This is a genomic window from Neoroseomonas eburnea (genome assembly GCF_018129005.1).
Taxonomy (GTDB): domain Bacteria; phylum Pseudomonadota; class Alphaproteobacteria; order Acetobacterales; family Acetobacteraceae; genus Neoroseomonas; species Neoroseomonas eburnea.
This window is the reverse complement of the sequence record NZ_JAAEDL010000010.1, coordinates 158,595-171,006: the sequence shown is the minus strand read 5'-3', so window position 1 is coordinate 171,006 and position 12,412 is coordinate 158,595. Positions and strand designations below refer to the sequence as shown.

10 protein-coding genes and 1 pseudogene are annotated in these 12,412 nt (G+C 72.1%); 10 read left to right on the top strand and 1 reads right to left on the bottom strand.

The features are described 5' to 3' along the window. Positions 1-176: 176 nt before the first annotated feature. The gene (locus GXW74_RS12475) at positions 177-1,115 is read right to left on the bottom strand and encodes a LysR family transcriptional regulator (protein WP_338148220.1); all 939 of its coding nucleotides are present in this window, start codon (positions 1,113-1,115) and stop codon (positions 177-179) included. A gap of 79 nt (positions 1,116-1,194) precedes the next feature. Between GXW74_RS12475 and GXW74_RS12470 the strand changes: the two genes are divergently transcribed. The 10 genes and pseudogenes from GXW74_RS12470 to GXW74_RS12425 all read left to right on the top strand — a co-directional run. Then, positions 1,195-2,349 (top strand): NAD(P)/FAD-dependent oxidoreductase, encoded by a 1,155-nt coding sequence (locus GXW74_RS12470; protein ID WP_211846832.1) that lies wholly within the window; start codon positions 1,195-1,197, stop codon positions 2,347-2,349. Continuing rightward, positions 2,330-2,632, top strand: coding sequence for a (2Fe-2S)-binding protein (locus GXW74_RS12465; protein WP_211846831.1), 303 nt, complete (start codon positions 2,330-2,332; stop codon positions 2,630-2,632). The genes GXW74_RS12470 and GXW74_RS12465 overlap by 20 nt, the downstream gene beginning before the upstream one ends. Further along, positions 2,629-4,008: an FAD/NAD(P)-dependent oxidoreductase gene (locus GXW74_RS12460; RefSeq protein ID WP_211846830.1), complete on the top strand. Its 1,380-nt coding sequence runs from the start codon at positions 2,629-2,631 to the stop codon at positions 4,006-4,008. Before GXW74_RS12465 ends, GXW74_RS12460 begins: the two co-directional genes overlap by 4 nt. Continuing rightward, positions 4,005-4,586: a hypothetical protein gene (locus GXW74_RS12455; RefSeq protein WP_211846829.1), complete on the top strand. Its 582-nt coding sequence runs from the start codon at positions 4,005-4,007 to the stop codon at positions 4,584-4,586. The genes GXW74_RS12460 and GXW74_RS12455 overlap by 4 nt, the downstream gene beginning before the upstream one ends. After that, the gene (locus GXW74_RS12450; RefSeq protein WP_211846828.1) at positions 4,583-5,743 is read left to right on the top strand and encodes an NAD(P)/FAD-dependent oxidoreductase; all 1,161 of its coding nucleotides are present in this window, start codon (positions 4,583-4,585) and stop codon (positions 5,741-5,743) included. Before GXW74_RS12455 ends, GXW74_RS12450 begins: the two co-directional genes overlap by 4 nt. A 26-nt stretch (positions 5,744-5,769) precedes the next feature. After that, on the top strand, positions 5,770-6,114 hold the full coding sequence (locus GXW74_RS12445) for a RidA family protein (RefSeq protein ID WP_211846827.1): 345 nt from the start codon (positions 5,770-5,772) through the stop codon (positions 6,112-6,114). Between the two features lie 2 nt (positions 6,115-6,116). Next, positions 6,117-8,153 carry a hydantoinase/oxoprolinase family protein gene (locus GXW74_RS12440; protein ID WP_211846826.1) on the top strand — a complete coding sequence of 679 codons (2,037 nt, stop codon included), beginning with the start codon at positions 6,117-6,119 and terminating at the stop codon, positions 8,151-8,153. After that, the gene (locus tag GXW74_RS12435) at positions 8,150-9,862 is read left to right on the top strand and encodes a hydantoinase B/oxoprolinase family protein (RefSeq protein ID WP_211846825.1); all 1,713 of its coding nucleotides are present in this window, start codon (positions 8,150-8,152) and stop codon (positions 9,860-9,862) included. The genes GXW74_RS12440 and GXW74_RS12435 overlap by 4 nt, the downstream gene beginning before the upstream one ends. An 89-nt stretch (positions 9,863-9,951) precedes the next feature. Then, complete coding sequence (locus GXW74_RS12430) at positions 9,952-10,932, top strand: Bug family tripartite tricarboxylate transporter substrate binding protein (protein WP_211846824.1); 981 nt, start codon at positions 9,952-9,954, stop codon at positions 10,930-10,932. A gap of 185 nt (positions 10,933-11,117) precedes the next feature. Continuing rightward, a pseudogene (locus tag GXW74_RS12425) lies at positions 11,118-12,410 on the top strand (MFS transporter); the annotation flags it as partial. Positions 12,411-12,412: the final 2 nt, after the last annotated feature.

Sequence of the window (12,412 nt, the reverse complement as noted above, 5' to 3'; positions counted from 1 at the left end):
GATTGCCGCGCCGGCGCGGGGAAGTACGCTGCGGCCACGACGCCCGGAAGGAAATCCGGCCTTCGAGCGTGGCGCTTCCTTGGTTGCCGCGAAATACCTGCTCTGCCCGACACCAGGTGATGGTTTCCAAAGGCCCTTCGGCCTTTGGTGGGGTGGCCCGGAGGGGCAACGCCCCCTCAACATCGACCTTCCGGCATCTGCGCGGCCCATCGACCGCTCCGGTCCTCACCGTCCGGCATCGCTGCCTGGACCATCCCGAGGAACCGCGCCGCCAACACCGACATCGGCCGCCCCGCCGGCGCCAGCACCTGCACCGGGAAGTCGATCGCCGGCCTCACAGCGACCGTGACCACGCGCCCTTCGTATCGCCCGGCCGTGACCGCATCGACGATGGCGAAGCCCAGGCCTTCGGCGACCATCTCGCACGCCGCCGCGGCGCTCTGCGTCTCCGCCACCGACACCGTCGCGACGCCGTGCCGCTCGAACATCTCGTCCACCAGGTCGCGCAGCCGGTACTGACGGCCCAGCGAGACCTGCGGTTCGCCTTCCAGCTCCCGCAGCTCCACCACGCGGCGGCGGGCCAGGCGATGGCGGAGCGGCAGCACCAGCACGCCGGGCAGTGGAATCGGGGGGGCGCCGGCCATCGCGCCGCCGGCCGAGACAGGGTTGGCGAAGCCGAGATCCACCTGCCCCGACTGCACCAGCTCATGCACCTCGAGCGAGCTCGCCACCGTCATCGCCACGCGCAGTCCCTGCGCTTCCCGCGCGAAGCGGGCCAGCAGGCGCGGCACGAAGGAAATGCCGAGCGAGGGCATGGCCGCCACGCGCAGCTCGCCCAGCCCGGCGCCGCGCATGTTGCTGGCCAGCCGGTCCACCTGCCGCGCGGCTGCGAAGAAGCGGGTGACCTCCTGCTCGAAGCGCCGGGCCTCATGGGTCGGGACCAGCCGGCGGCGCCGGCGGTCGAACAGGCCGAGGCCGGTCTCCTCCTCCAGCGCGCGCAGCAGCTTGGTCACGGCGGGCTGCGTCAGGAACAGGGATTCGGCGGCGCGGCTCACCGAGCCGAGCTGCATGACGGCGATGAAGGCCTGGAGCTGGTGGTAGCGGCGAGGGGTCACAGTGCGGCAACCCAGAGGAATGAAACTGGGACTATTATGAATTTGTGTCAGTTCAGGCGCCAGGGCCAAGTTCCCCGTCATGGTGCTTTCCGCGCAAGAACCCTCGCCGGCCCCGGGCCGGCACGATGCCATCGTCATCGGCGGCGGGCTGGTGGGCGCGGCCATCGCCTGCGGCCTTGCCGAACAGGGCCTCGATACGCTGCTGCTCGACGAAGGCGATGTCGCGCATCGCGCCAGCCGCGGCAATTTCGGGCTGGTCTGGGTGCAGTCCAAGGGGCTCGGCGCGCCACACTACCAGCGCTGGTCGCGGCAATCGGCGGCAGCCTGGCCGGCGCTCGCCGCCGCGCTCGCGGCGCGCACCGGGCTCGACACCGCGCTGGAACAGCCGGGCGGACTGCATATCTGCCTCTCGGAGGAGGAGTTCTCCGTCCGCGCGGCGCGGATGGAACGCATGCGCGCGGAGGCCGGCAATTTCGGCTTCGAATACCGCATGCTCACCCGCGCAGAGGTGGCGGAGCGGCTGCCAGGGATCGGCCCCGCCGTGGTGGGAGCGAGTTGGACGCCCTATGACGGCCATGCCGGCGCGCTGACGCTGCTGCGCGCGCTGCATGCCGCCTTCCGCGACCTCGGCGGGACCTATCGGCCGAATGCGGCGGTGGCCGGGCTCGATGCCGCGCCGCATGATTTCCGCGTCACCGCGGGCGGGGCGACGGTGCGGGCGCCACGCCTGGTGCTCGCCGCCGGGCTGGGCAATGCCGCGCTCGCCCCGATGGTCGGCCTCGCCGCGCCGCTGCGGCCGGAGCGTGGGCAGATCCTCGTCACCGAACGCGCGCAGCCCGTGCTGTCCATGCCCACCGTGAACGTGCGCCAGACCGCCGAGGGCTCCCTGCTGATCGGCGAAAGCAAGGAGGATGCGGGCTTCGACAGCACCACGCAGATCCCTTCGGTGATGAGCGACATGGCGAGGCGCGCGGTGCTGGCGATGCCCTGGATCGCGGAGCTGAACATCGTGCGCGCCTGGTCGGCGCTGCGCGTGATGTCGGTCGATGGGCTGCCGATCTACGACCAGTCCGAGCGCTTTCCCGGCGCCTTCACCGCCAATTGCCATTCCGGCGTCACGCTGGCTGCGGCGCATGCACGCATGCTCGCCCCGATGATCGCCGCCGGCGCCTTGGCGCCGGAGCTTCGTCCCTTCAGCGCGGAGAGGTTCGGTCATGTACGCACAGCGGCCTGAAGCGCGCCCCGCGACGGTGGAGGTGCTGGTGGACGGGCAGGTGGTGCGCGTGCCGGAAGGCGCATCGGCCGCCGCGGCGGTACTGCTGGCGGGCCTGCCGGCGTTGCGCAGCACGCCGGTCGGCGGAGCGCCGCGCCTGCCCTATTGCATGATGGGCGTGTGCTTCGACTGCCTGGCCGAGATCGACGGCGTGCCGAACCGCCAGGCCTGTATGGTGACGGTGGCGCCGGGCATGCGCATCGCGCCGCAGCGTGGCGCCCGCGTCGCGGGGCCGCGGGCATGAGCGGGCACGACCTCGCCATCGTCGGCGCCGGGCCGGCGGGCATCGCGGCGGCGCTGGAAGGCGCTGCGCTCGGCCTGTCGGTGCTGGTGCTGGACGAGCAGGACGCGCCGGGCGGCCAGGTCTTCCGCGCGGTGGAAAGGGCCGCAGGCGACCCCGCCCTGGCCGGCGACTATGCGACCGAGGGCATGGCGCTGGTGCGCGCCTTCCGCGCCGCACGCGGCGTGGAGTACCGGCCCGGCACCACGCTGTGGCACATCGATACGGACACGCTGCGCCTTTCCCTGCTGCGCGAGGGCAAGGCGGAGGAAGCCGGGGCGTCGCGCCTGCTGCTCGCCACCGGCGCGCAGGAACGGCCGGTGCCGATCCCGGGCTGGACCTTGCCCGGCGTGATGGGCGCCGGGGCTGCGCAGATCCTGCTGAAGACCGCGGGCGCGGTGCCCGCCGGGCCGGTGGTGATCGCGGGCCAGGGGCCGCTGTGCTGGCTGATCGCGGTGCAGATGCTGCGTGCCGGCGCCGGGCCGGTCACGCTGCTGGAAACGACGCGCGGCAGCGCCGCGACGGCGGCCTTGCAGGCGGGCGGCCTCTGGGCCGGACGCAGGCTTCTGCTGAAGGGCCTCGCCCTGGTGCGCGAGGCGCGGGCGCGCGGGCTGCGCGTCGTGCGCAAGGTGCGCGGCCTCCAGGCGCTCGGCGAAGGGCGCGTCGAGCATGTGCGCTGGGAGGGCAACACCATCCCCTGCGGCACGCTGCTGCTGCATGAGGGCGTGATCCCCTCCACCCACGTCACGCGCGCGCTCGGGCTGGAGCATCGCTGGGATGCGGCGCAGCTCTGCTGGCGGCCGACGTTGGATGGCTGGGGCGCGACCAGCCATGACGGCATCGCGGTCGCCGGCGACGGCGGCGGGATCGGCGGCTGGGAGGCCGCGGTGGCGACGGGCCGGCTGGCGGCGCTGGATGCGGCGTGCCGGCTCGGCCGGATCGATACGGCGGAACGCGACCGGCGCGCCGTGCCGCATCGCGCCGCGCTGCGCCGAGCATTGGCGCTGCGGCCCTTCCTCGACCGGCTCTATGCGCCGGCGCCGGAGGTGCTGGCGCCGGCCGACGACAGCACGCTGGTCTGCCGCTGCGAGGAGATCACCGCCGGCCAGGTGCGCGCGGCGGCGCGGCTCGGTGCGACCGGGCCGAACCAGGCCAAGGCCTATCTGCGCACGGGCATGGGACCGTGCCAGGGGCGCATGTGCGGCACCACCGTCGCGGCGCTGATCGCGGCGGAGCGCGGCATCACGGTCGAGCAGGCCGGCGTGCTGCGGCCGCGCGCGCCGTTCAAGCCGCTGACCGTAGGTGCGCTGGCGGGGCTGGCGAAGGACGATGCGGCATGAGCGATGTGCTGATCCTCGGCCGGGGCGAAGCGGCGCGCGAGGCGGCGCGGCACCTGCCGGATGCGCTGGTGCTGGAGGCGCCCGCCTGGCACGCAGAGCCGGGCCTGGTGTGGGTGGAGGATGCGGCCGGCGTGCGCGCGCTGCCCTTCGCTCGGCTGCTGGTGCTGGAGGATGCGCCGCTGCTGCTGGCCGCGCTCGGCTGTACCTTCGATGGCGGCGTGCCGGTGGTGGATGAGCGGGGCGAGACCAGCGTCACCGGGGTCTTCGCCGCCGGCGCCGTGCTCGGTGCGGCGGATGCCGTGGCGCAGGCGCGCAGTGCCGCGCTGGCGATGGCAGGACGTCCGATCGATGACACGGTGGTCGCCACGGCGCGGCCACTGCCGGCGGCGGAACGGGTCGATCCCGTGGAGATCGCCGGACTGCTGGAGGATGGGCGCGAGCCGGAGGCGCTGGCCCAGGCCGCGCTGCTCGGGCCGCTGCATTTCGCGCGGCCGGTGGGGTTGGCCGCCCTGGCCGCGCTGGCCTCGGAACGCCCGGCGTCACGGCCCGCGCAGACCGATGCGGGAGAGCCCGCATGAGCACGCCGGAGGTCCTCGTCATCGGCGGCGGTCTGCATGGGCTTTCGGCGGCGTTGCATCTCGCGCGGCGCGGCCGGTGCGTGCGGGTTCTGGAAGCGAAGCGTGTCGCCGCCCATGCCTCGGGCTATTCGGCGGGCGGCGTGCGGACGCTCGGGCGGCATCTCGCGGAAGTGCCGCTGGCGCTGGAGGCGTTGACGCTCTGGCACCGCATCACCGACCTGGTCGGCGAGGATTGCGGCTTCCGCGCCCCCGGCCAGGTGAAGGTGGCGGAGAACGCGGCGGAGCTCGCGCTGCTCGAAGCCCGCGCGGCGACGCTGCGCGCGCAGGGCTACGCGCACGAGGACGTCATCGGCGCTGACGAGGTGCGGCGCCTGCTGCCCGCCGTCGCGCCGCATGTCGTCGGCGGCATGGTGACGCGTCGGGACGGCTTCGCCGCGCCGCTGCGCACGACGCTCGCCTTCGCCCGCGCGGCACGCAGCGCCGGGGCGGAGATCGTCGAGGACGCGAAGGTCGTCGGCGTGGACTACCGCGACGGCCGATGGGCGCTGCGCACGGCCGATGGCGCGACGCATGCAGCACCGGTGCTGGTGAACGCCGCCGGCGCCTGGGGCGGGCGGATCGCGCGCACGGTCGGCGACGACATCCCTTTCGGCTTCAACGCCTTCATGATGATGCTGACCTCCCGCCTGCCGGCCTTCCTCGGGCCGGTGGTGGGGGCGGCGGGGCGGCCGCTCTCCTTCAAGCAGGCGGAGAGCGGGCAGGCGATGATCGGCGGCGGGCACAAGGGCGTCGGCAGCCTCGATACCGGCGCGGTGTCGCTGGACGTGCCGCGCCTGGCCTATTCCGCGCGCACCGCGATGGAACTGTTTCCGATCCTCGCCGGCGCGAAGATCGTCCATGCCTGGGCGGGCATCGAGGGCGTGACGCCGGACGAGATCCCGGTGATCGGGCGCAGCACGCGCGCCGCCGGCGTGGTGCACGCCTTCGGCTTCTGCGGTCATGGCTTCGCGCTGGCGCCGCTGATCGGCGGTATCGTCGCGGACCTGGTCATCCAGGGCGCGACCGCGCGGCCCATCGCGCCCTTCGCGCCCGACCGCTTCGGCGGCGCCCAACCCTTCCTCCCTGCCGGCGCGGCGCTGCCGCAGCCCGCGGGCTGACACCGATGACGAAGGACACCCCTGCCATGATCGCACGCCATCACCGCACGCCCATCATGCATCGCGTCGTCGAGCATGGCGGCCTGCTCTACCTCGGCGGCATGGTCGCCGAGGACAAGTCGCTGCCGATGAAGGGCCAGACGGCGCAGGCCCTGGCGCGCATCGGCGCGCTGCTCGCGCAGCACGGCAGTGACAAGTCCAAGGTGCTGTCGGCCACCATCTTCGTCATCGACCTCAAGCAGAAGGATGCGATGAACGAGGCGTGGACCGAGTTCTTCGGGCCCGAGGAACTGCCGACCCGCGCGACCGTCGGGGTGGCGGAACTCGGCCCCGGCACGCTGGTCGAGATCGTCGTCACGGCGGCGCGCTGACCATGTACAGGATCGGCTTCGACGTCGGCGGCACCTTCACCGACTTCACGGTGCATGACGCGCGGGACGGCAGCCTGCGCTACTTCAAGACGCCCTCCACGCCCTCGGATCCCTCCGAGGCGATCGAGACCGGCCTGCGCGCGCTGTTCGGCGAGTTCGGCATCGCGGCGCAGGAGGTCTCCTTCGTCGGTCACGGCACCACCGTCGCGACCAACATGGTGATCGAACGGCGCGGCGTGCGCACCGGCCTGATCACCACCAAGGGCTTCCGCGACGTGCTGGAGATCGGCCGGCAGACGCGGCCGAGCCTGTACGACTATTCCGTCGCCAATCCGCCGCTGCTGGTCCCCCGCGCGCTGCGCATCGAGGTGGCGGAACGCATCGACGCGGCCGGCGACGAGCTGCTGCCGCTGGACGAGGAGGCGGTCGCCGCCGCCGCGCGCCGGCTGGGCGAGGCGGGCGTGAAGGCCGTCGGCATCTGCTTCCTGCACGCCTATCTGCGCGATGCGCATGAACGGCGGGCGGCCGAGATCGTGCGCGGCATCCTGCCCGACGCCTATGTCTCCACCTCCTCCGAGGTGCTGCCGGAATTCCGCGAGTACGAGCGCTTCTCCACCACCGTCATCAACGCCTATGTCGGGCCGCGGATGGAGCGCTACCTGGAACGCTTCCTGGCGCGGCTGAACGAGATCGGCGCGACGGTGCCGCCCTACACCATCCATTCGAATGGCGGGCTGATGTCGGTCGAGACGGTGCGCGCCTTCCCGGTGCGCACCTGCCTCTCCGGCCCCGCGGCGGGCGTGGTGGGTGCGGCGGAAGTGGCGCGCGCGGCGGGCTTCCCGGATGTGGTGACCTACGATGTCGGCGGCACCAGCACCGATGTCTCGCTGATCGCCAATGGCCGCCCGGCCTTCGCCACCAGCCGACTGGTGGCTGACTACCCGGTGCGCACGCCGATGGTCGATGTGCATGTGATCGGCGCGGGCGGCGGTTCGATCGCCTGGATCGACGATGCCGGCGCGCTGAAGGTCGGCCCGCACAGCGCGGGCGCCGATCCGGGCCCGGTCGCCTATGGCCGCGGCGGCAAGGAACCGACGCTGACCGACGCCAACATCGTGCTGCACCGGCTCGATCCCGTCTCGCTGCTCGGCGGGCGGATGGAGGTGCAGGAAGCGGCCGCGCGCCAGGCGATCGAGGAGAAGATTGCCCGCCCGCTCGGCCTGACGGTGGAGCAGGCCGCGCTCGGCATCATCCGCATCGCCGTCGCCAACATGAGCCGGGCGATCCGCGCCGTCTCGACCGAGAAGGGGCATGACCTCGCGACTTTCGCGCTCTTCCCCTTCGGCGGCGCGGGGCCGCTGCATGCCTCCGCCGTCGCGCGGGAATGCGGCATCCGCCGCGTGCTGGTGCCGCAGGAACCGGGGACCATGTGCGCCCGCGGCATCCTGATGTCCGACATCAGCCTCGATTTCGTGCGCAGCGAGGTGGTGCAGGCGACCGACGGGTCCTGGCCCGGCATCATGGACCGCTTCGCCGGCATGGAAGCGCAGGGGCGCGACTGGCTCGACGCCAGCCAGGTGCCCAAGGAGCACCGCGCCTTCGCCCGCGTGATCGATGCCCGCTACAAGGGCCAGAACCACGAGGTGCAGGTCGCGCTGCCGGATGCCGGCGGCTTCACGCTGGACCAGTTCCGTGCGGCCTTCACCGTCGCGCACCGGCAGGAATACGGCTACGACGTGCCCGATCGCGTGATCGAGGTGGTGAACTGCCGTCTCAAGGCGATCGGCGCGGTCGAGCGCCCTGCCACCCCGCCGCGTGGCGCGGCTGCCGGAACGCCCGCGCCGCGCGCCACCCGCAGCGTGCATTTCGACGAGGGCTGGCGCGACACGCTGGTCTTCGACCGCGCCGCGCTGGGCGCCGGGCTGCGCATCCCGGGCCCTGCCATCATCGACGAAATGTCCTCCACCACCGTGGTCGAGCCCGGCCAGTCCGTCACCATGGATGCGGCGGGCAACCTGATCCTGGAGATCGCCGCATGAACGCCATGCCATCCCTCTCCGATCCGATCGCGATGGAGGTGTTCAGCAACCGGCTGCTCTCCATCACCGAGGACATGGGCAACACGCTCATCCGCTCCTCCTTCTCGACCAACATCAAGGAGCGGAAGGACTGCTCCGTCGGGCTGTTCGACGCGACGGGCCGGCTGGTCGCGCAGGCCTCCCACATCCCGCTGCATCTCGGCTCCCTGATGGGCTCGGTGAGGGCGGTGCTGGAGGCGTATCCGATCGAGCGCATGCGCGAAGGCGACGCCTTCGTCTGCAACGACCCCTTCCTTGCCGGTGGTACGCATACGCCGGACATCGCCGTGGTGACGCCGGTCTTCATCGAAGGCGAGCCGCGCTACATCGCCGCCAATGTCGGCCATCATTCGGATGTCGGCGGGCCGACGCCGGGCTCGATCTCCGGCGGCGCCACCACGATCTTCGCCGAGGGGCTGCGCATTCCGGTGACGCAGCTCGTCCGTGCCGGGGAACTCGACGAGGGCCTGCTGAACCTGATCGCGCAGAATTCGCGCGAACCGGAGGAGCGTGCGCTCGACCTCAAGGTGCAGATCGCCTCGAACGAGCGCGGCGCGCGGCTTGTGCAGGGCCTGGTGCAGCAGATGGGCCTGGCGGCGGTGATCGCCGCGACGGACGACCTGCTGGCCTATACCGCGCGTCGCCTGCGCAACCGCATCCGCGACATGGCCGATGGCAGCGCGCAGTTCACCGCTTGGCTGGACGATGACGGTGTCGGCGGCGACCCAGTGCCGATCACCGCGCGCGTGTCGGTGCGGGGCGAGACGCTGGTGATCGACTTCGCCGGCTCCGCCCCGCAGGCGCGCGGCGCGATGAACGTTGCCGAGAGCGCGCTGCGCGCGACGGTCTACTACGCGGTGAAGACGCTGCTCGACCCCGGCCTGCTGCCCAACCAGGGCATGGCGACCTGCATCGAGATCCGCGCGCCCGAAGGCAGCATCGTCAATCCGCGCTTCCCGGCGGCGACGGGTGCGCGTTCCATCACCTGCAACAAGATCGCCCGCGCCCTGTTCGGCGCCTTCGCGGAGCTGCTGCCGCCGGAGCGCGCCATGGCAGCGAGCCTCGACAGCGTGCCGGTCATCATCTTCTCCGGTGAGCGGCGGCTGCAGGACGGCACCTTCGTCTATCTCGAATCCATGGGCGGCGGCGTCGGCGCGCGGCACAACGCGGACGGGATGGATGGCGTGCATGTGCATGTCACCAACACCTCCAACCTGCCGGCCGAGGCGCTCGAGAACGAATACGCGCTGCTGGTCGACGAATACGCGCTGGTGGAAGGCTCCGGCGGCGCGGGGCGGCATCGCGGCGGCATGGGCATCGCGCGGCAGATCCGCGCGACGCGCGACGGCGTGATCTTCTCCGCCCGCTCGGATGGGCACCGCGCAGGCGCGCCAGGGCTGTTCGGCGGGCTGCCGGGCGGGACGGCGCGGCTGCTGCGCAACCCCGGCACGGATGCCGAGGAGGAACTCTCCTCCAAGGCCGCCAACCTGGTGCTGAAGGCGGGCGAGAGCGTGCGCCTGGAAACCCCGGGCGGCGGCGGCTTCGGCGAACCTACGGAACGCGACCCACGGGCGCTCGCCACCGACATCGCGGATGGCCGCTTCACCATGGAGGAGGCGCGGCGCGACTACGGCGCGGTGCTGGTCGCCCGTGCCATGGCCGAAGGCTGACCGATGCGGGGCAGAGCGGCCCATCAGAGGCCGCCGCCCGGGAGTGCCACGGAACAGGCTCTCGACGACATCATGCAAGGAGCACCGGGATGATTGCCCGACGACATCTTCTGGCCGCTACGGCAGCGACGCCGTTCGGTCTCGCACGCCCCACCCTTCTGCGCGCGGAGACCTTCCCCTCGCGCCCCATCCGCGTGGTGGTGCCCTTCTCGGCTGGCGGCGGCACCGATGTGCTCACGCGCATCCTGGCGCGCGGCATGACGGAAAAGCTCGGCCAGCAGGTGGTGGTGGAGAACCGCACCGGCGCCGGCGGCAATCTCGCCATGGAGAATGTCATCCGTTCCCCCGCCGACGGCTACAGCCTGATGATGGGGACGAACGGCGCCATCGCGGTGAACCGGCATCTCTACCGCAACATGGGCTTCGATCCGCTGACGGATTTCGCGCCCGTCAGCCTGGCCTTCCGCATCGAGCATCTGATGGCGGTCACCGCCGGCCTGCAGGCCCGGTCGGTCGCGGAGGTGGTGGCGCTCGCCAAGGCGGAACCCGGCGCGCTGACCTTCGGGTCGGGCGGTTCGGGCTCGATGATCCACCTGGCGGGCGAGCTCTTCCGCTACCGCACGGGCATCGACATCGTCCACGTGCCCTATCGCGGCGGCGGGCCGGCGATGAATGATCTGGTGGCGGGCAACATCTCGATGATGTTCGACAGCCTGCCCTCGGCGGAGCCGCATGTCCGCGGCGGGCGGGTGCGGGCGCTCGCGCTGTGCGGCCCGCAGCGCCATCCGCTGATGCCGGACCTGCCGACGATGCAGGAGGCCGGCGTGCCGGGCTACGCGGCGGCTTCGACCGGGGCGCTGTTCGCGCCGCGCGGCACGCCGCCCGAGATCGTCGCGCGCCTTGGCGCGGCGGTGCGCGAGCTGGTGGAGAACGCCGCCTTCCGCGAGCAGCTCGGCCGCTCGGGCGGTGATGCGGCCGCCTCCACGCCCGCCGAACTGGCGCAGATGATGGCGCAGGAAAGCGAGCAATGGGGCCAGGTGGTCAGGGCGGCGAACATCACCACCAACTGACGCGTGTCCCGAGGGGGCGCCGACCCCTCGGACTCCCCCGCCAGCGGGCTGCAGCCCCCTGCGCCGCGGATACCAAGTCACGGTTTCCAAAGGCCTTTCGGCCTTTGGCGGGGAGAGTTTGAGAGGGGCAGCGCCCCTCTCAAGGCCCCAATGGGAACCGCCGGGCGCCGCTCAGCGGTCACGACTCCGCCCTTGCACCGTGGCGGCCGATACGGCACCACCCTTGGCCCATGAACCGCAAGGCAATCGCCTGGGCCACCTTCGACTGGGCGAACAGCGCCTTTCCGACGGTCGTATCGACCTTCGTGATCGCGGCTTATTTCGCCCAGGGCATCGCACCCGACCCGGCCACCGGACAGGCCGAATGGGGGTGGATGCAGACCGTCGCGGCGGTCGCCATCGCCGTGCTGTCGCCGCTGCTCGGCGCCGTCGCGGATCGCGGCGGCCATCGCCGCGCCCTGCTCGCGGCCTGCACCCTCTGCACCGCGGTCTTCACCGGCCTGACATGGTACGCGGAACCTGACCCGTCCTGGACGCTCTGGGCGCTGGTCTGCGTCGGGCTTGCGACCGTCGCCTTCGAGCTCGGCACCGTGTTCTACAACGCGATGCTGCCGGAAGTGACGACACCCGAGCACATGGGGCGCCTTTCGGGCCTCGCCTGGGGTCTCGGCTATGCGGGCGGGCTCGCTTGCCTCGGCGTCGCGCTGGTGTTGCTCGTGCAGCCCAATCCGCCGCTCTTCGGGCTGGATCGCGAGGTTTCAGAGCATGTGCGCGCCACGGCGCTGCTGGTTGCCGCCTGGACGGTGGTCTTCGCCTGGCCGGTGCTGCTGGCGGTGCCGGACCCGCCCGGCGATCGCGTGCCGATGCGGCAAGCCGTCACCGCCTGTGTGGCGGAGACGCATTTCCTCCTGCGCGGCCTGCCGCGCCGGCCGGACATGCTCCGCTTCCTGATCGCGCGGCTGTTCTATACGGACGGGCTCAACACGCTGTTCGCCTTCGGCGCCATCTATGCCGCCGGCGTCCATGGCATGACCTTCGAGGAGATCCTGCTTTTCGGCATCGCGCTCAACGTGACGGCCGGCCTGGGGGCCGCCGGCTTCGGGCTGCTTGAAGACAGGCTCGGCTCCAAGCGGACGGTGATGGTCGCGCTGATGTCGATGATCGTGCTCGGCGCCGGGTTGCTCGCCACCGACAGCAAGGGGTGGTTCTGGGGCCTGGCCATGGCTCTCGGCATATTCATGGGGCCGGCCCAGGCGGCGTCCCGCACGCTGATGGCGCGGATGGCCCCGGAAGGGGAGATGACAGCCCATTTCGGCCTCTTCGCGCTGTCCGGCCGGATCACCGGCTTCCTCGGCCCGGCGGTGCTCGCGGGCGTGACGGCCGCGACCGGCAGCCAGCGGGCGGGGATGGCGACAGTGCTGATCTTTCTCGCGCTCGGCGCGGCAGTCCTGGCGACGGTCCGGCCGGTGCGGTGCTGACA